The organism is Bosea sp. 29B (assembly GCF_902506165.1).
In the GTDB taxonomy this organism is placed as follows: Bacteria; Pseudomonadota; Alphaproteobacteria; order Rhizobiales; family Beijerinckiaceae; genus Allobosea.
Genome location: NZ_LR733817.1, coordinates 2248212 through 2267742, shown reverse-complemented (window position 1 = coordinate 2267742; position 19531 = coordinate 2248212). Strand labels below are relative to the sequence as shown.

Below are 19531 nucleotides of genomic sequence, written 5' to 3'. Positions count from 1 at the left end.
CCGGCGGCTTCCTCGACACAGGCCCGGCAGAATCGAGGTGGCGTCGACCAGCAGCCGCGTCAAGGACGAGCTTGCCCAATCAGCACAATTGAGGCGGCGTCAGATCTCGTGCCGCCGGATGCGCCGGATCATCTCGTTCAGCGCCAGCAGCACCAGCGCCAGGATGAAGGGCAGGATGTAGTAGATGATGCGGAAAAGCAGCAGCGCGCCGAGCACCTGCTCGAAAGGCAAGCGGCTGAGCGCGATCAGCATTGTCGCCTCGAAGACGCCGAGCCCGCCCGGCGCATGGCTGGCGATGCCGATCAGGCAGGCGAAGATGTAGGCCGCCAGGAAGCTCTCATAGGGCAGGTTGTGTCCGCCCGGCAGCAGCACGTAGAGCACGGCAGCGGCAGCGCAGACCTCGGCAGCGCCCAGCAGCATCTGCGCCAGGGTCACGCCCAGCCCCGGCAGCGGCAGGTTCCAGCCGCTGACCCGCAAGGTGCGCTCGCCGGTCGCGACCCAGAAGAGATAGCCCGCCGTGCCGATCGCAACGGCGGTGCCGACCGCCTGGATCACCAGCGGCGAGGTCCGCGCCAGCACGGCGACCGACTCCGTCGCATAGAACAGGCTGGCGCAGAGGATCATGCCGAGCCCGAGCCAGAAGGTCAGGCCGGCGATCACGGTGAGGCTGGCGACTTCCGAGGCGCGCACGCCCTTGGACGAATAGACCCAGTAGCGCACGGTCCCGCCGGTCACGATCGGGAAGCCCAGCGTGAAGGCGACGGAATAGCTGGTGAAGGAGGCGAGCGCCGTCGTCCGATAGGGGATCGACAGGCCGAGCCGGCGCAGCGCCAGCGCGTCATAGCCGGTGAGCAGCAGATAGCTCAGCGCGGTGAAGCCGAGCGCCAGCAGAAGCTGGCGCTGGCTGGCATTGGCGAAAGCACGGGCGAGCTCGCCGGGCTCGATCTCGCGGACGATGTAATAGAGCACCACCAGCGAGGCGGCGAAGATCACCGAAGAGGCGAGCGGACCGAGCCACCACCAGCGGCTGCGCTTGCGCAACGGCATTCCTGGCTCGTGCGGGCCGAACGACATCAGTGCTCTTGTCGGGTTGCGCACGCACGCAGAACGCGGCGAGCAAGGCGGGTTGCTGGCGGCTGGCCTGGCGGCCGGACCCGAGAAATAGCGCCTTCGCCGCGATGCACAAGACAAGACAGCGCGACGAATGCGCGCCATGAGGCCGGCGCAGGACGCGCCGGCCTCATGGCGACTATGGTAGATGATCAGCCCTCCGCTTCCATCGCCTCCTGGAAGAAGGCCTCGGGATCGTCGACCTCGACCAGCCGACGCTTGTCGATCCGCCAGAAGCGGTTGCCGATGGCCCGGACGAAGCTGCGATCATGCGAGACCAGCAGGCAACTGGTCTCGCCGGCGGTGAGTTCGGCCTCCAGGGCTTCCTGCCCCTCGATGTCGAGATGGTTGGTCGGCTCGTCCAGCAGGTAGAAATTCGGCCTGGCGAGACGCAGCGCCAGCATGGCGAGTCGCGCCCGCTGCCCACCGGAGAGCGCGCCGATCGGCCCGGTCTGGCGATCGATGGCGATGCCGGCACCGGCGAGCAGGCCGCGGGCCGGCTGGTCGCCGACATCGAAGCGCCGGCTGATCAGGTCGTGCGGCGTGTCGGCGTCGGGCAATTCCGCCAGGCTCTGGCTGGCATAACCGAGCACCAGAGAGGGCGTCGTCCTCATACCAGACCGCTCCTCGCCATGAATGGCAGCGTGGAGCATGGCGATGAACAGCGACTTGCCAGCGCCGTTGAGGCCGAGCAGCACGACACGATCACCCGGGCTGATCCAGCGCTTGCCGCTCCTGAACAGCAGCCGCCCGTCTGGCGTCTCGACCGTGACGTCGTCGAGCTCGACCAGCGCCCGCGCATGGGTCGCGCTGCTGGCGAGCCTGATCGCGCCGGCAGAGCGCTCGCGATCAGCCGGACGCGCCGTCGCTTCGAGCTCGTCGGCCCGGCGCTTGAGCTGCTTGGTCTTGCTCAGTAGCAGGTCGCTGCCGGAATTGATGCCGAGATTGTTCAGCTTCGCCGCCTGCCGCCGCATCTGCTGGACGGCCTTGAGGTCGCGTTCGTGCTGGCGCGCCTGCGCCGCATCGGTCTCCTCAAGCGCAGCACGCGCCGGCGAATAGGGCAGCGCGAACAGTTGCGAGCGCTCCTGGCGCAGAAACAGCGTCCGATTGGTCGCCGTGTCCAGAAAGGCGCGGTCATGGCTCGACAGGATCACCGCCATGTCGCGCGGCAGGGCGGCGAGCCAGCTTTCCAGCAGGCCGATGCGCGCGAGGTCTAGATGGTTGGTCGGCTCGTCGAGCAGCAGCAGGTCCGGCTCGGCGATGCCGGCGCGCGCGAGCAGGACGAGCCTTTGCCAGCCGCCGCTCAGCTGCCCGAGCGGGCGCCGGCGCAGTTCGGGCGGCACGGACAGCGTGTCGAGCGCGACCTCGACGCGCCAATGCTCGCTCTCGCGCTGCTCCGCCGGCAGTTGATCGAGCAGCAGCCGATCGACGGGCTGCTCCAGCAACTTCGGCGGCGTGTCCTGCTCGACATGGCCGATGCGCAGGCCGCGCGAGCGGGTGATCTCACCGGCGGACGATTCGAGCGAACCGGCGAGGCAGCGCAGCAAGGTCGACTTGCCGCGGCCATTGGCGGCGACGAGGCCGAGGCGGTCGCCGGCTACAAGGGAAAAAGAGAGGTCGGAGAACAGGGGCGCGCCCAGCGTGACGCCGAGATTGCGCAAGGTGATCAGGGTCATGGTCGGTCTCGGAACTGCCCGAGCCGCGCGTCGCCATTCGGCCGGGGTCCTTGCCCCGGAGCGTCACGAATGCGGAGCGCCTGGCTCGATGAGGGGATGAGGCGCAGCGGAAACGCTACGCCCTCACGAAGGGCAGACCTGGAAGAGACCTAAAAAGGATCGCCTGTACGGTCAGCCCTGCAAGCCGGCTTGCAGGGCCTGAACGGGGCCGCGCTGACGATGGTGACGAAAGAACGTGATCACGCAGCCCTCCTTGGTTTCGAGTGGATCGATTGGCGAGAGCTAGCGCCAATCGCCGGGATGTACAAGCCAGCGCTCCTATTCGCGATAGCCAACGACCAGCGCCGCCAGCCCGAAGACGGCCGCAGCCGCGCAGCTGCCGAGCCAGCCGCTCCAGGCCCAGCTCAGGCCGGCCAGCGCCGAGCCGAGAGCGCCGCCGAGGAAGAAGATGCCGACGAACAGCCCGTTCAGCCGGGCGCGCGCCTCCGGTTGCAATAGGTTGACTGCGCGACGGCCGAGTGTCTGGTCTCCGACGACACCGATATCGAGCAGGATGATGCCGAGCACGAGCCCGGCAAGGGCCACCGGCATGGCGAGATGATCGCTCGTTCCGGCCCAGCCCAGCAACGCGAGCGCCGCCAGCATCAGAAGATGGCTCGTCAGTGTCGCTGGCCGGGTCCAGCCACGATCGCCGAAGCGCCCGAAGAACGGCGTCGCCAGCGCGCCGCCGGCGCCGGCCAAGGCGAACAAGGCGATGCCGCGCTGGCCGAGCAGGAAAGGCGGCTGGACCAGCCGCAGGGCGACGACCGTCCAGATCAGGCTGAAGCTCGCCATCACCAGCGCCGCCGACAGTGCCCGCCGCCGCAGCACCTGCTCCTGCCGCAGGAGATGCCAGAGCGAAGCGAGGAGAGACGGATAGCTCGTCCGCGCCTGCGGCTGGCGGCGCGGCAGATTGCCCGCAAGGACGAGCGTCAACAGCGCCATGGCGCCCGCGCTGACGGCAAAGAAGGCACGCCAACCCCAGGCATCGGCGATGAGGCTGGCGAGCGGCCGCGCCAGCAGAATGCCGGCCATCAGACCGCTCATCACATCGCCGATCACAGCGCCGCGCCGGGCGGGAGACACCATCCCAGCCGCAATCGGCACCAGGATCTGGATGGCGGAACAGGCCGCGCCGAGGGCAGCCATCAGGATGAGCAGCGCCGGCAGACCCGGCGCGAAGGCCACCAGCGCCGCGGTGAGGATCGCGCATGACAGCATGCGCAGGACCAGAGCGCGATTCTCGACGAGATCGGCGAGCGGCACCAGCAGGAGCAAGCCGGCGGCGTAGCCCAGCAGCGGCGCCATCGCGACGAGGCCGCTCGCCGCTTCCGGCAGGCCGAAGCTCGCACCGATCGCTCCGACCAGCGTCTGCGGCGCGAACAGGTTGGTGACGATGACGCCGACCGCGATGGCGAACAGCAAGGTCAGCGCCGCCGAAAGCCCATGTCCGTCTGGCGTCTTCGGCAGGGATGGGCAGAGGGCCTGATCTTGGGCAGACACGATGACAGCTCCGACATAGGGACTCGCATATCGTCGGAGAACTTTATTCGCCTTCAGTATTATGCTACAAATCGATTGTCACGATAATGATTATGCGGGATTGCTATGAATCTGCGCGACCTGGAGGCTTATGTCGCGGTCGTCGAGACCGGCTCGATCATCGGCGCCTCGGCCAGGCTCAACCTGACCCAGCCCGGCGTCACCCGCCGAATCCAGAACCTCGAAGATGGCCTCGGCGCGGTGCTGCTCGATCGGCAATCCAAGCCTCTGCGGCCGACCCGTGCCGGGCGCGAGGCCTATGAGCAGGGCCTGCGCGTGTTGCGCTCGGTCGCCGACCTGAAGGCCGGCGTCGCGCCCGAAGGCCAGCTTCGCGGCGAATTCCGGCTCGGGATCATGCCCTATCTGTCGGAGGCCGCGCTGGCGGTGCCGCTCGACCGGCTGCGCGCCGCCTTTCCGCAACTGACCTTGCGCATCACCATGGGCTGGTCGCCGCAGCTGCTCGAACAGACCCTGCGCAACGAGCTCGATGCGACCGCGCTCTGTCTCGCCGACGGGCTCGCCCCACCGGATGAGCTGGCCTGCGACGATCTCGGCCCGCAGGAGGTGCTGCTGGTCGCGGCGCCGTCGCTGCGGGTGCCACGGCCTGCCGACCTTGCCATGCTGGCTCGCTATGCCTGGGTGATGAATGCCAATGGCTGCGGCTTCCGCGCCTCCATCCGGCAGCAATTCGAGGCCGCGCATCTCCACTTCCAGGTCGGCGTCGAGGCACTCAGCGCCGATCTGCGCCTGTCGCTGGTCGCGCGCGGCCACGGCATCGGCATCGTCACGCCGGCGGCTCTCCAGGACAGCCCGTGGCGCGACGCGGTCGACGTCATCGACGCGCCCGATTTCCGGCCGCGCGTGCGGTCCTGGCTGCTGCACCGGCCGCCGGCCGGCCGGCTGGCGCAGCCGATCGCGCTGTTCCGGCAGGCGCTGCTCGACGGGCTGCGCCCCGGGCTGGGCCTTCTCGCCTGATCAGGCAGTCTTGCGGAAGACGCGCAGCGTCTTGAACTCGCCGATCTCCTCGACCTGCCGCGACTTCGCCCAGTCCGCGATGATCGGCTTGGCACTCTCATAGGCGAAGGAGCCGGTGTAGAACAGGATGTAGCCGCCGGCATCGGTCTGGTCGGTGAAGAGCTGCATCACCTCGAGATCGGTCAGCGCGCCATAGGCGTCGTTCTTCTCGCTGCGGAACTCGCAGGAGTGGAACAGCGTGACGATGTCGAAGCGCGGCAAGAGCCGGGCATTGCTGGTGTAGATGTCGCCGAAATAGGCTGAATAGGTCTTGGTGATCGTCGGATTGTCGATCGCGAGCTTGACGAAGGCCTCGTATTCCTTGGGCGAGGCGGTGATCCCGAGCACGGTGCAGTCCAGCTCGGGCTCGGCGCAGCGGATGCCGACATAGTGATGGCCGCCGGTGCCGAAATGGTAGATGCGCTTGCCGGTCAGGCCCTGCTCCTCCAGCCATTCGACGAAATGCACGTCGCAGGGGCACTGCTCGACCCGCAGGCCCCAATAGACGTCCCAGATGTTCAGCATGCGATGGCTCCGTTTTGAAAGAGGCCGGTCCAGCCGGCGCGGATGGGAAAAGCGTGGACAGGCCCAAGCGTCAGCCGCCGCCGGCTTCGGCCCGTGTGGCCGGGCGCGGCATGTCGGACGAGGCGATGCGGGCGACGCCGCCGGCGCGGCGCATGGTGAGGTGATGATCGGCCGCCTCGGCGAAGCCGGGACTCTGGCCGATCAGCAGCATCACCGCATCAGGCCGCGCCAGCCTGAGCCGGGAGAGCAGTTCGAGCGCCGCCTCGGTTTCGAGCCCGCTCGTCGCCTCGTCGAGCACGAGGATGTCGGGCCTTGCCAATTCGGCGCGTGCCAGAGCGAGACGCTGGCGATCGCCAGTGGTCAGCGCCTTGTCCCAGTCGTGCGCGAGATCGATCTGCGACACCAGGCTGAAGAGGCCGTAATGCCGCAATGCGGCGGCGGCCTCGTCGTCGCTGTGCCCGCCGATCGGGTCGAGCGCGGCGCGCAGGCTGCCTTCGGAGAGATGCAGATGCTGCGGCAGCACGGCGATGCGCGCGCCATCCGGCAGAGCCACGGCGCCGCGCCCCCAGGGCCAGAGGCCCGCCACCGCCTGGATCAGGGCAGCCTTGCCATGGCCGAGCTCGCCGGCGACATGCAGCGTCGCGCCGGCGGGCACGGTAGTCGAGACATCCGCGAGCAAGGTGCGGCCGTCGCGATCGGTCAGGGTCAGCTCGTCTAGCCGCAAGCCCCCGTCTTCGCTGGCGAGGACGGCGATGTCGCTCTCGGCCGCACCGGCTTCGATCGCGCCGAGCGCGACGGCGAGCTCATTGACGCGCCGCGCTGAAGCCAGCCATTCGGCGATGCGCATGAAGTTGTCGAGCACCCAGTTGAAGGCGTTCTGCACGGCGACGAAGGCGGCGGCGACCTGGACGACATCGCCCAGCGACATTTCGCCCGAGAGGTATTTCGGCGCCGCCAGCAGCAGCGGCACCACCGGCACCAAGGCCCCGCTGCCATTGGTGATCCAGGTCAGCCGGCCGCGCTGGCGGATCATGGCGAGCCAGCGGGTCACCAAAGTATCGTAGGTCGCGGCGACGGCGCGGCGCTCACCGGTCTCGGCCCGCGACAGCGCGATCGTCTCGCCATGGTCCCGGATGCGCATCAGCGAGAATCGCAGCCGCGCCTCGCCCTCGTTGCGGGCGGCGATCAGGCGTGGCAGCGGCCGGCCGACCCAGGTGATCAGGCCGGAGACCAGTACGGCGTAGATGATCGCCGCCAGCACCATATAGGCGGGGATCTCGAAGGGAACGCCATGCGCCTCGACGCTGAGCGAGCCGCCGATCGACCAGAGAATGCCGATGAAGGTGATCGCGGTGATCACCGCCGAAAGCAGGCCGATGGCGAAGTCGACCACCGGCTCGGTCGCCCAGCGGACATCGTCGGCGATGCGGTATTCGGGATTGGCCGGCTCGTAGCCAGAGAGGCCAAGGCGATAGAAGCGGCGCTCGCCGATCCAGCCATCGGCCAGCTTGGCGGTGACATAGGCGCGCCAATGGACCTGGAAGGTCTCGCGCGAGATCAGGATGATGACGCCGAGGCCGGCCGCGATCAGCACCAGCACCGGGAAGACGGCCATGGCGATCAGCGCGCTCTCGCCATCCTTCTTCTCAAGCGCGTCGAAGAACCAGCCGTTCCAGCGGTTGACGGTGACGTTGGCAAAGACGGAGAGGATGATCGCGCTCGCCAGCGTCAGCGACCAGAGCCAGGCGCGGCCGGCGGTGCCGCCGCGCCAGAAGCCGCCGGTGAGACGGGCGAAGCTTTTTGTGACCTGCCAGTCGGATGGCGGGCCGGCAGGCACGGTGTTCGGTTCGACGGCCTTCAGCACAGTCGAGTGATCCCCCCGGATCGCGACATCGGAGGCGGCATCCGCCGGGTTTTCCCGGTTCAGATGCCGCCAGCATGCCGGTTAGCGGGCCGGGGATGAACTGTGGCTGAATGGAGTCGGCGCTCCATTCAGCCTGCGTCGCCTCACGCCGCCGTGTTCACCGGCTCGCCGAGCAGCTTCGCCAGCGCCTCGAGCAGCTCGCGCGAGCCCTCCTCACGCTGGACGGGAGCGTCCTTGCCGTCGAGATAGGCGCCCTGCTCGGTGAAGACGAATTTCGTGCCGCTGCCCTCGGGGACGAACTCCATGGTCAGCAACGAGCCCGAGATCGGTGCGCCGTCGATCGTCATTGTGTAGGCGAGGATGATACGCTCGTTCGGTTGGATCACCTGGTAGACGCTGTCATTGGTGATCGGCGGGCCGCCCTGGAAGCGGAAGCGGCTACGCTCATGGCCGCCGACACGGAAATCGACGTCGAACTGCTCGATCTCCCAGCCCTCCCCTTCGGCGAACCAGCGCCGCTTCTGCGCGGGGTCGGCGAAGGCAGCGAAGACGCGTGCCGGGGATGCGGCATAGCTGCGCTCGAGGGTGAAGCTGGCATGGACGACGGGATTGCTGGTCATGGTTGTTGTTTCCTTTGGGTGGTGGTGAGGGTCGAAGCGGATCGGGCTAGCGGAAAAGCTCGGCATCGCCGGGATTGCGCGGGAAGAACTGGAAAAAGGGCTCGGCTTCGGCCAGCACACGGGCGAAGGACGGCCTTGTCCGCAGGCACTCGAAATAGGCGGCAAGGCGCGGATAACCGCCCTGGAACGAGACGCAGCGCTCGGCATAAAACAGGGCCGGCGCGGCCGAGCAGTCGGCCATGCTAAAGCTCTCGCCCGTCGCCCAGGTCCGGCCGTCGAACTCGGCTTCGAGCACGCCATAGGCGCGCTTCAGCATCTGTCTGGCCTCCTCGACGCCGGGCGGGTCCTTGCTGTCCGCAGGGCGGATACGGTCGAGCACGATCTTCTGCATCGGGGTGGTGACATAGAGATCGAAGAAGCGGTCGAGCCGGCGGACATCGAGCGCCGCAACCGGATTCTCCGGCAGCACCGCCTCCGGGCCGGCATGGTGCAGAGCGAGATATTCGATGATCACGCTGCTCTCGGGCACCAGCCGCGCACCGTCTGCCAACAGCGGGAACTTGCCGATCGGCCAGAGTGCGAGAAACTCGGCGCGCTCGCCGGGATCGCCGAGATTGACCAGCTTCGGCGTGAACGGCGTGCCGTTCTCGTAGAGCGCCACCAGCACCTTCTGGCAGTAGCATGACAGTGGATGGAAATAGAGCGTCAAAGACATGACTGGTCCTTCCTGCGGCCGGATCGGCGCGGGTTGAAAGGTCTGAATTGATCGGAATGGTCAGGCGGGCGTGGTTTCCCGCGCCAATTCCGCCGCGAGCCGGTCGAAGCCGATGCCGGTGCCCTGCTCGCGCATTTGCGGGCTGTCATGGCCGTCGAGGAAAACGGACTGCTCGGTGAAGACGAGGCGGGTGCCGGCGCCTTCGCCGCGGAACTCCAGCGTCACCAGCGAGACCGAGATGCGCAGATCGTCGCGGAACATCTCGTAGGAGTAGACGAGGCGCTCACGCGGCACGATCTCATGATAGATCGCCCGCATCGCATAGACGCTGCCCGGTCCGGGCGCACCGCGCATCGTCTCGAAGCCGCCCTCGCGGAAATCGAGGCTGTATTCGCCGAGCCCGCCCTCATCATGGCAGGTCGACCAGCGCCGTTTGGCGACCGGATCGGCAAAGGCGGCAAAGACGCGGGCCGGGCTCGCCGGATAGCGCCGCTCGATGGTGAAATCGGCGTGGATGGCGCTCCGTTCGGTCATTGTCCGTCTCAGTCCTTCAAATCCTGGTCCTGCTCGGCAAGGAAGGCGCCGAGCCGATCGAAGCGTCGCTCCCAGAGGGCGCGGCGCTCGCTGATCCAGCGCTCCGCCGCTCGCAGTGCCTGCGTGTCGAGCTGGCAGGTGCGGACCCGCCCGATCTTCTGCGTACGCACCAGCCCCGCTCCTTCCAGAACGGCGAGATGCTGCACCACCGCCGACAGCGTCATCTGCAAGGGCTGGGCAAGCTCGCTGACGCTCGCCGGCCCCTCGCAGAGCCGTTGCACCATCTGCCGGCGGTTCGGGTCCGCCAGCGCCTGGAACATCAGGTCGAGCTGCTCTGGTTGGTGAAGCATGCGCTTAAGTATCTCCGCTCACGTGCCCTGTCCAGCAGAAACTTTAGAGACTGCTAAAGTTTCTTTTCCCGGGAATTCCAGCTTCGCTCCACGCATTGCTCCTGGGGGTCCGAGCAGCTATGAATCCCGGCACGCTCCCTTTCGCCGCGTGCGCTTTTTCACCGTCTGCGCCAGCCGCCGGAGCTTTGATCATGCGCATCGAGAACGATCCGAAACTCGACTTCCGCGACGTGCTGATCCGTCCGAAGCGCTCGACGCTCGGCAGCCGCGCCGAGGTCGACGTCAACCGGAGCTTCCGCTTCGCGCATACCGGCCGCGAATGGAGCGGCTTTCCGCTGATCGCCGCGAATATGGACGTGGTCGGCACCATGGCGATGGCGCGAGCCCTGTTGAAGCACGGCGCCATGGTCGCCCTGCACAAGCATTACGACGCCGACGAGCTGATCACCTTCTTCAAGGAAGAGGGATCGGCCAACGCCTTCTATTCGCTGGGCACGACCGATTCCGACCATGACAAGCTGAAGGCGGTGCATGCCAAGGCGCCGATCGACAAGATCTGCCTCGACGTCGCCAATGGCTACACCGAGAAGTTCGTCGACACCGTCAAGGCGACGCGCGAGGCCTTCCCGAACGCGGCGATCATGGCCGGCAACGTCGTCACCGGCGACATGACGGAAGCGCTGATCCTGGCCGGCGCCGACATCGTCAAGGTCGGCATCGGCCCGGGTTCGGTCTGCACCACCCGCAAGATGACCGGCGTCGGCTATCCGCAGCTCTCGGCGATCATCGAATGCGCTGACGCCGCCCATGGCCTGAAGGGCCTGGTCTGCGGCGATGGCGGCCTGACCGTGCCGGGCGACGTCGCCAAGGCCTATGGCGGCGGCTCCGATTTCGTGATGATGGGCGGGATGCTCGCCGGCCATGACGAATGCGAGGGCGAAATCCGCTACGAGACTCGCAATGGCGAGAAGGTGCCGGTCGCGATGGTGTTCTACGGCATGTCCTCGGACACGGCGATGAAGCGGTATTCCGGCGGCGTCGCCAAATACCGGGCCTCCGAGGGCAAGACCGTCGAGGTGCCCTATCGTGGCCCGGTCGAGGGCACGATGCAGGAGATCATGGGCGGGGTGCGTTCGGCGATGACCTATATCGGCGCCGTCCGGCTCAAGGAGATGCCGAAGCGCACGACCTTCATCATGGTCGGCAGCCAATTGAACACCGTGTTCGGCAATTGAGCGGACCGGACGTCGCCATCATCGGCGCCGGCCCGGCCGGGCTGATCGCGGCTGAGCAGCTGGCCGGGGCCGGCCACACGGTCGCGATCTACGAACGGATGGCCTCGCCGGCGCGCAAATTCCTGCTGGCTGGGCGCGGCGGGCTCAACCTGACGCATTCCGAACCGCTCGACGCCCTGCTCGGCCGCTATGGCGAAGCCCGCCCTTGGCTTGAGCCGGCGATCCGGGCCTTCCCGCCGCAGGCGCTGCGCGACTGGGCCGACGGGCTCGGCGCGGAGAGCTTCGTCGGTTCGAGTGGGCGCGTCTTTCCCAAGGCGATGAAGGCTTCCCCGCTCTTGCGCGCCTGGCTGGCGCGACTCGATGGGCTCGGCGTCCAGTTGCATGCTGGGCGGCTGTGGACGGGCTGGGACAAGAACGGGGCGCTCCGGTTCTCCGTCCGCGGCGGCGGCGAGGAGATCGTGAAGCCGCGCACGACCCTGCTGGCGCTCGGCGGGGCGAGCTGGCCGCGGCTTGGTGCGGATGGCTCCTGGGTCGAACTTCTGGCGACGAAGGGCGTTGCCATAGCGCCGCTGCGTCCGGCCAACGCCGGGTTCAGCGTGGCGTGGTCGGCATTGATGCGAGATAAATTTGCCGGCTTACCATTGAAGCGGATTGCTCTGGGCTTTGCCGGCCAGCGCGTCCTCGGCGAGGCGATGATCGATGCCCGCGGCATCGAAGGCGGGGCGGTCTATGCCCTGTCCGGTCCGTTGCGCGAAGCGATCGCCCGAGATGGCCTAGCGATCCTGACGATCGATCTGCGCCCCGACCTGACCGAGCCTGACCTTGCAACCCGGCTGGCCAAGCGTCGGCCAGGCGAGACGCTGAGCAACCATCTGCGCAAGGCGGCGGGGCTTTCGCCGGTGGCGGCGGCTGTGTTGCGCGAGGCGGAGACGGGACCGCTGCCTGCTGAACCTGAAGCGCTCGCGCGCCTGATCAAGGCGGCGCCATTGCGTCTCACCGGCATGGCCTCGCTCGCCCGCGCGATCTCGACCGCCGGCGGCGTCGGCACGGGCGAGATCGATCGGCACTTCATGCTGAAGTGCCTGCCCGACACATTCATAGCCGGCGAAATGATCGACTGGGAGGCACCCACCGGCGGCTATCTCCTGCAGGCCTGCTTCGCCACGGGGGTGGCGGCGGCAGAGGGGATCGGGCGTAGGCTTAGTTCAGCCGCTTGAGCTTGTAGAGCGCCTCCAGCGCCTCGCGCGGCGTCATCTCGTCGGGATCGAGCCCGGCGAGCGCCTCGCGCAATTCGTCGGGACCGGTGTCTGGCGTCACTGCCGGCACCGGCTTGCGCATCTGCACCGCGAAGAGCGGGAGATCGTCGACCAAGGCCGCGACCGGCTTTTCGCGCTCGCTCTTCTCCAGCTCGGAGAGGATGGCGCGGGCGCGCTCGACCACGGCCAGCGGCAGGCCGGCAAGCTTGGCGACCTGGATTCCATAGGAGCGATCGGCCGCGCCCGGCACGACCTCGTGCAGGAAGACGACTTCGCCATTCCACTCGGTGACGCGGACGGTGGCGTTGGCGACGCGGTCGAGCCGCTCGGCCAGCGCGGTCAGCTCATGGTAGTGCGTCGCGAACAACGCCCGGCAGCGATTGGCCTCGTGCAGATGCTCGATCGCGGCCCAGGCGATCGAGAGACCGTCGAAGGTCGCGGTGCCCCGGCCGATCTCGTCGAGGATGACCAGCGCCCGCGGTCCGGCCTGGTTGAGGATCGCGGCGGTCTCGACCATCTCGACCATGAAGGTCGAGCGGCCCCGCGCCAGATCGTCAGCGGCGCCGACGCGCGAGAACAGCCGGTCGACAATGCCGATATGGGCATCCTGCGCCGGCACGAAAGAACCCATCTGGGCAAGCACCGCGATCAGCGCGTTCTGGCGCAGGAAGGTCGATTTACCCGCCATGTTCGGGCCGGTGATCAGGCAGATGCGCCCGTCGCGGCTTTTGCCTGACGCGGACAGCTCGCTGTCATTGGCGACGAAGGGCTGGCCCTGGCGCTTGAGCGCCGCCTCGACCACGGGATGACGGCCGGCCTTGACGGTGAAGGCGGCGCTGTCGTCGACCTGAGGCCTCGTCCAGCCACCATCGATGGCAAGTTCGGCCAGGGCGGCCGCGACATCGATCACCGCGAGCGCCTGCGCCGCCGCCTTGATCGGCTCGGCCTGGGCGAGAACCGCCTCGGTCAGGGCGGCGAAGATCGAGAGCTCCAGCTTCAGCGCCCGGTCGGCGGCGGAGGCGATCTTGGCTTCGAGCTCGCCGAGCTCGACCGAGGAGAAGCGCATCGCATCCGACATGGTCTGGCGATGCACGAAGACCGCGCGCCAGGGCTCCCTCAGGAAGGTTTCGCCAACGGCCTGCGGCACCTCGACGAAATAGCCGAGCATGGAATTGTGCTTGATGCGCAGCGTCCGGCAATCGGTCTCGGCGGCATAGCGCGCCTGCAGCTGCGCGATCACCTTGCGCGAATCGACCTGGAGTAGCCGGAGCTCGTCTAGCGCCGGATCGAAGCTTTCACGCACGAAGCGGCCGTCGCGCTTCAGCAGCGGCAATTCGTCCGCGAGCGTGGTGGAGAGGCGCGTCGCCAGATCGGGATCGGTGCGGCCCAGCGCCAGCGCCGCCTCGCGCAACTCGTCGGGCAGATCGCCCTGGCGCAGCAACGCGGCGGCGACGCCGCGTGCAGCCTCCAGCCCGGCGCCGAGCGCCGCGAGATCGCGCGGGCCGCCGCGGTCGAGCGAGAGCCGTGCCAAAGCGCGGGCGATATCGGGCACGCGCGACAGGTCGCGCCGCAGCGCCTCCCGCAGCGAGGGCGTCTCGACCAGCAACGTCACGGCATCGTGCCGCCTGCCGATGGCGGCTGAATCGGTCAATGGCCCGGCTAAACGCTCGGCGAGCAGGCGGCTGCCACCCGGCGTTTCCGTCCGGTCGATGGTGGCGAGCAGGCTGCCGGCGCGCTCTCCCGCGAGGGTACGGGTGAGTTCGAGATTGGCGCGGGTCGCCGCGTCGATCAGCATGGTCGCGCTCATCCCCTCGCGGACGGGCGGCGACAAGGGCGGGCGGGCGCCGAGCTGGGTGCGCTCGACATAGGCGAGCGCAGCCGCGGCGGCGGCGATCTCGGCACGGCTGAAGGCGCCGAAGGCATCGAGCGTGGCGACGCCGAAGAACTCCTTCAGCCGCCGCTCGCCGGAGGCCGGATCGAGCCCCTCGCGCGCCAGCGGCGTCACGGGAGCGGCGACATCGCGCCAGAATTCCTTGAGCTCGGGATCGTCATGGATCGCGTCGGGGCAGACGATCTCGCGCGGCTCCAGGCGGGCGAGCTCGACGGCAAGGCCGCGCTGGTCGGTTTCGAGCACGGCGAAGCGGCCGGTCGAGATGTCCACGGCAGCGATGCCATAGGCATAGACCTCATCCGAGAGCCTGCGCCTGGCGACGGCGACGAGCAGGCTCGCCCGACCGGGGTCGAGCAGGCGCTCCTCGGTGATGGTGCCGGGGGTGACGAGGCGGACGACATCGCGCTTCACCACCGATTTGGCGCCGCGCTTCTTGGCCTCGGCCGGGTCCTCGGTCTGCTCGCAGACGGCGACGCGATGGCCGGCGGCGATCAGCTTCTGCAGATAGTCGTCGGCGCGCTCGACCGGGACGCCGCACATGGCGATGTCCTCGCCCAGATGCTTGCCGCGCTTGGTCAGCACGATGCCGAGGGTGCGCGAGGCGATCTCGGCGTCCCGGAAGAACAATTCGTAGAAATCGCCCATCCGGTAGAACAGCAGGCAGTCCGGATTGTTGGCCTTGATCTCGACGTACTGCGCCATCATCGGCGTGACGCGGCCGGCGTCGGCCGCAGCTGCGGTCTTGGCTTCCGCGATGTCGTCTGGCTTTGTGTGGCGCATGGGGCGCGCACGCTAGCAAATCGTACCGGCAAGGCCATCCGTTAGGACTGCTTTCAACATATTTAAGCAGGGTCGATGGGCTGTTCCCGGCCAAGGCCCGCCATGTCGCTGTTCATAAACCTGATCCAGAGCCTGTCTTTCCTTTTGCTTGCGGCCCTGATCCTGACGGCAGCTGCCAGCTGGATCGACCAGCGCCCGCTGCTGCGCCAGCTCGCAGTCGGTCTTCTGTTCGCCGCCGGTGCCCTCTGCAGCATGGCCAATCCCTTCGTGATTCAGTCCGGGCTGGTGGTCGATTCCCGCAACACCTTCGCGATCCTGGCAGGGCCGATCGGCGGGCCGATCGCGGCGCTGCTGACTGCCGTCCCGCTGGGGGTGGCGCGCTACAATCTCGGCGGCGTCGGCATGCCGACCGGGATCGCCGGGATCGTCCTGCATGCGGTCGCGGGCGTGATCTATGCCGCGTGGCTCGGCCGACAGAAGCGTTCGCTGATGCTGCGCGATCTCGCCTGGCTCAGCCTGATCAGCGCCAGCTGCCTGATCACCTCGAACATCTTCATGCCGAGCTGGGCCGCGGCCGAGCGCTTCCTCACCGAGGCGGTGCCGATCATGATCGTCGTCGGTACGCTCGGCACCGTGCTGGTCGGGCTCGTCCTCAGCAATGACCGCGAGCGGCGCGAGACGGCCTATCGCTACAAGACGCTGCTCGATCATGTTCCCGGCACGCTCTATCAGCGGATCGACCAGCCGGACGGTGAGCGCCGCTACCGCTTCGTCAGCTACCGCCTGGACGAATTGCTCGGCATAGGCCGCGAGGCGATCGAGCGCGATCCCGAGGTTCTCCTGTCGAGAATCCTGCCGGAGGACCGGCAGCGCTGCTCGTCGACGAGCGAGGAGGAGCAGACCAACGAGTTCGGGCACCGCCGAACCGAACTGCGCTACAGTGCAGCCGACGGCGCCGTCGTCTGGCTGCGCAGCGAGGCGACGGGGCGCCGCCTGCCCGATGGCACCACGATCTGGGACGGCATCCTGCTCGACGTGACGACCGAAAAGTCGCTCGCGACCGGCCGGCAGGAGATCGAGACGCTGCGCAAGGCCGCGCTTGAGGAGCTCGCCGTCAATCTCGAAGTGACCGTGGGCAAGGCGCTGCACCGGGTCGGCGAATCCGCCCGCAGCATGCTCGAAGCCGCCCAGGGCATGGCCGCCAATGCCGACCGCACCACCGCCCGCGCCGGGGAAGCGACGGAGCAGGCCGAGCTCGCCTCGCAGCGCGTCGGCAGCGTCGCCCATGCGGCCGAGCGGATTGACGCCTCGATCCGCGAGCTGACCCGCCAGACCGATCTCGCCGCCGAGACCGCCCGGCAGGCGGCCAGGCATGTCCGCTCGACCAGGACCGATGTCGACGGGCTCGCGGTCGCCGCCGACAAGGTCGGCGCCGTGCTCGCCTTCATCGAGGACATCGCGGTGCGCACCAATCTGCTCGCGCTCAACGCGACGATCGAGGCGGCGCGCGCCGGCGTCGCCGGGCGCGGCTTCTCGGTGGTCGCCGGCGAGGTCAAGAATCTCGCCGAGCAGACCCAGCAGGCAACGCAGGACATCGCCGCGACGCTGCAGGAGATCCGTGGCGCCGCAGCGGCAGTCGCCGACGCCGTCGGGCAGATCGAAGGCACGATGGGGACGATCGAGACAACCTCGGACGCGATCGCACAGGTCGTCACCGGTCAGGGCGCGATCGCTTCGGGCATCGCCCTGGACGCCCAGGCCGTCGCCGGCTCGGCCGCCACCGTCACCGAGAACGTCGCCAGCGCCGGAGGCGAAGCCCGCGCCACCGGCGAAGCCGCCGTGCGCGTCGTCGCCGCGGCGCGCCTGGTCAGCGAGCAGGCGGTCGAGCTCGACCGCTATGTCGGCGACAGCGTCGCGCGCATGCGCGCCGGGCTCTAGAACCGGATCCGAGCGCAGGCCGATCCCTGCCGCAGCGGGAAAACTGCTGTCGCGCAATCGCGCTTGTCGAGGAAAGCGGCGCTGCCCTATGGTCGTTTCCCCCTGAGGAAACGCCTGTGAAAAAGAACAAGCGCATGAACGATCGCTCCCCGCCCAAGCGCACCCGCCCGACCTTCACCGACCAGGAGGCGCTGCTCTTCCATTCGCAAGGGCGGCCGGGCAAGCTCGAAATCGTCCCGACCAAGCCGATGGCGACCCAGCGCGACCTGTCGCTGGCCTATTCGCCGGGCGTCGCCGTGCCTGTGCTGGCGATCGCCGAGGATCCAAGCCGCGCCTATGACTACACCACCCGCTCGAACCTGGTCGCGGTGATCACCAACGGCACCGCCATCCTCGGCCTCGGCAATCTCGGCGCGCTCGCCTCCAAACCAGTGATGGAAGGCAAGTCGGTGCTGTTCAAGCGCTTCGCCGACGTCGACTCGATCGATCTCGAGGTCGACACCGAAGACGCCGACAAATTCATCGACGCGGTGCGCTATCTCGGCCCGTCCTTCGGCGGCATCAACCTGGAGGACATCAAGGCGCCGGAATGCTTCATCATCGAGCAGCGCCTGCGCGAATTGATGGACATCCCGGTCTTCCATGACGACCAGCACGGCACCGCGATCATCGCCGCTGCCGGCCTGATCAATGCGCTCGACCTGACCGGCCGCAACATCCAGACGACCCGGCTCGTCGTCAACGGCGCCGGCGCCGCCGCGATCGCCTGCACCGAGCTGCTCAAGGCGATGGGCTTCAAGCCCGACAACGTCATCCTCTGCGACACCAAGGGCGTGATCTATCAGGGCCGCACCGAAGGCATGAACCAGTGGAAGTCGGCCCATGCGGCGGTCACCGACCGGCGTACCCTGGCGCAGGCGCTGGAAGGGGCCGACGCCTTCTTCGGCCTGTCGCAGAAAGGCGCGGTGACGCCGGAGATGGTCGCTTCCATGGCGGAGAACCCGATCATCTTCGCCATGGCCAATCCCGATCCGGAAATCACGCCGGAGGAGGTGCACGCCATTCGCGAGGACGCGATCATGGCGACCGGGCGGTCGGACTATCCGAACCAGGTCAACAACGTGCTCGGCTTCCCCTACATCTTCCGCGGCGCGCTCGACGTGCGCGCCACCACGATCAACATGGAGATGAAGATCGCCGCGGCCGAGGCGCTGGCGCAGCTCGCCCGCGAGGACGTGCCGGACGAGGTCGCCGCCGCCTATCAGGGCGCCCGCCCGCGCTATGGCAAGGATTACATCATCCCGGTGCCGTTCGACCCGCGCCTGATCCATGTCGTGCCGGCCGCAGTCGCCAGGGCAGCGATGGATTCCGGCGTCGCCGGCAAGCCGATCGTCGACATGAACGCCTACAAGGCGCAGCTCTCGGCCAGGCGCGACCCCGTCGCCGGCACGCTCAATCGCATCTTCGAGCGCGTGCGGCGCTATCCCAAGCGCGTCGTCTTCGCCGAGGGCGAGGAGGAGCAGGTCATCCGCGCCGCCGTCTCCTTCGTCAACCAGGAGCTCGGCAGGGCGATCCTGGTCGGCCGTGAGGAGCGCATCAACGAGACCGCCGAGCATCTCGGCGTCGATCTCGCCGCCAAGGGCATCGAGATCCAGAACGCCAGGCTCTCGCACCGCAACTCGGCCTATGCGCAGTACCTCTACGAGCGGCTGCAGCGACACGGCTATCTCTTCCGCGACTGCCAGCGCCTGATCAACCAGGATCGCAACCATTTCGCTGCCGCGATGGTCGCGCTCGGCGATGCCGATTCGATGGTCACCGGCGTCACCCGCAACTACTCGATCGCTCTGGAAGAGGTCCGCCGCGTCATCGACGACCGGCCCGGCCACCGCCTGATCGGCGTCTCGATCGCGATCACGCGCGGGCGGACCGTGCTCATCGCCGACACTGCGATCACCGAGATGCCGACGGCGCAGGAGCTGTCGGAGATCGCCATCGAGGCCGCCGGCGTCGCCCGCCGGCTCGGCTATGAGCCGAAGGTCGCCATGCTCGCCTTCTCGACCTTCGGCCATCCGGCCGGCGAGCGCTCGGAGAAAGTGCGCGAAGCGGTGACGATCCTCGACGGCCAGCGCGTCGATTTCGAGTATGACGGCGAGATGGCGGCCGATGTCGCGCTCAACCGCGACCTGATGGCGCAGTATCCGTTCTGCCGCCTGACCGGACCGGCGAACGTGCTGGTCATGCCGGCGTTCCACTCGGCCTCGATCTCGACCAAGATGCTGCAGGAGCTCGGCGGCGCCACCGTGATCGGCCCGCTGCTGGTCGGCCTCGACAAGCCGGTGCAGATCGTGCCGCTCGGCGCCAAGGATTCCGACATCGTCAACATGGCGGCGCTCGCGGCGTTCAACATCGGCGGGTGAGCAATCACCATGTCTTTCCGGG

General features: G+C 68.0%; 15 protein-coding genes. 5 read left to right on the top strand and 10 right to left on the bottom strand.

Going from position 1 to position 19531, the window contains the following annotated elements:
• Positions 1-99: 99 nt before the first annotated feature.
• From GV161_RS11090 to GV161_RS11080, 3 genes are all read right to left on the bottom strand, one after another.
• Positions 100-1047 (bottom strand): lysylphosphatidylglycerol synthase domain-containing protein, encoded by a 948-nt coding sequence (locus GV161_RS11090; RefSeq protein ID WP_244623935.1) that lies wholly within the window; start codon positions 1045-1047, stop codon positions 100-102.
• A 215-nt stretch (positions 1048-1262) separates the two neighbouring features.
• Positions 1263-2786, bottom strand: coding sequence for an ABC-F family ATP-binding cassette domain-containing protein (locus GV161_RS11085; RefSeq protein ID WP_152013092.1), 1524 nt, complete (start codon positions 2784-2786; stop codon positions 1263-1265).
• Between the two features lie 318 nt (positions 2787-3104).
• Positions 3105-4328 (bottom strand): MFS transporter, encoded by a 1224-nt coding sequence (locus tag GV161_RS11080; RefSeq protein ID WP_244623936.1) that lies wholly within the window; start codon positions 4326-4328, stop codon positions 3105-3107.
• Between the two features lie 105 nt (positions 4329-4433).
• Between GV161_RS11080 and GV161_RS11075 the strand changes: the two genes are divergently transcribed.
• A complete protein-coding gene (locus GV161_RS11075) occupies positions 4434-5342 on the top strand; it encodes a LysR family transcriptional regulator (protein WP_152013093.1) in 909 nt (302 codons plus the stop codon).
• Here GV161_RS11075 and GV161_RS11070 read toward each other — a convergent pair whose 3' ends face one another.
• The 6 genes from GV161_RS11070 to GV161_RS11045 form a co-directional block, all read right to left on the bottom strand.
• Positions 5343-5906, bottom strand: a complete 564-nt coding sequence (locus GV161_RS11070; RefSeq protein ID WP_201303009.1) for a hypothetical protein — start codon at positions 5904-5906, stop codon at positions 5343-5345. It lies immediately after the preceding gene.
• Between the two features lie 70 nt (positions 5907-5976).
• Complete coding sequence (locus GV161_RS11065; RefSeq protein ID WP_152013094.1) at positions 5977-7770, bottom strand: SbmA/BacA-like family transporter; 1794 nt, start codon at positions 7768-7770, stop codon at positions 5977-5979.
• Between the two features lie 143 nt (positions 7771-7913).
• Complete coding sequence (locus tag GV161_RS11060; protein ID WP_152013095.1) at positions 7914-8390, bottom strand: SRPBCC family protein; 477 nt, start codon at positions 8388-8390, stop codon at positions 7914-7916.
• A gap of 46 nt (positions 8391-8436) precedes the next feature.
• Complete coding sequence (locus GV161_RS11055; RefSeq protein WP_152013096.1) at positions 8437-9105, bottom strand: glutathione S-transferase family protein; 669 nt, start codon at positions 9103-9105, stop codon at positions 8437-8439.
• A 60-nt stretch (positions 9106-9165) separates the two neighbouring features.
• On the bottom strand, positions 9166-9639 hold the full coding sequence (locus tag GV161_RS11050; protein WP_152013097.1) for an SRPBCC family protein: 474 nt from the start codon (positions 9637-9639) through the stop codon (positions 9166-9168).
• 8 nt (positions 9640-9647) lie between these two features.
• Entirely contained in the window at positions 9648-9989 is a 342-nt protein-coding gene (locus GV161_RS11045; RefSeq protein WP_152013098.1) for a metalloregulator ArsR/SmtB family transcription factor, read from the bottom strand.
• Between the two features lie 191 nt (positions 9990-10180).
• On the opposite strand from GV161_RS11045, the gene GV161_RS31120 reads away from it, so the two are divergent.
• The gene (locus GV161_RS31120; RefSeq protein WP_152013099.1) at positions 10181-11224 is read left to right on the top strand and encodes a GMP reductase; all 1044 of its coding nucleotides are present in this window, start codon (positions 10181-10183) and stop codon (positions 11222-11224) included.
• A complete protein-coding gene (locus tag GV161_RS11035) occupies positions 11221-12441 on the top strand; it encodes a TIGR03862 family flavoprotein (protein WP_152013100.1) in 1221 nt (406 codons plus the stop codon). The genes GV161_RS31120 and GV161_RS11035 overlap by 4 nt, the downstream gene beginning before the upstream one ends.
• Here GV161_RS11035 and mutS read toward each other — a convergent pair.
• The gene (gene mutS, locus GV161_RS11030) at positions 12425-15151 is read right to left on the bottom strand and encodes a DNA mismatch repair protein MutS (RefSeq protein ID WP_152013101.1); all 2727 of its coding nucleotides are present in this window, start codon (positions 15149-15151) and stop codon (positions 12425-12427) included. The genes GV161_RS11035 and mutS overlap by 17 nt on opposite strands.
• A 102-nt stretch (positions 15152-15253) precedes the next feature.
• On the opposite strand from mutS, the gene GV161_RS11025 reads away from it, so the two are divergent.
• Together GV161_RS11025 and GV161_RS11020 are read left to right on the top strand one after the other, a co-directional pair.
• A complete protein-coding gene (locus GV161_RS11025) occupies positions 15254-17089 on the top strand; it encodes a methyl-accepting chemotaxis protein (RefSeq protein ID WP_159650217.1) in 1836 nt (611 codons plus the stop codon).
• A 134-nt stretch (positions 17090-17223) separates the two neighbouring features.
• The gene (locus GV161_RS11020) at positions 17224-19509 is read left to right on the top strand and encodes an NADP-dependent malic enzyme (RefSeq protein ID WP_152013103.1); all 2286 of its coding nucleotides are present in this window, start codon (positions 17224-17226) and stop codon (positions 19507-19509) included.
• Positions 19510-19531: the final 22 nt, after the last annotated feature.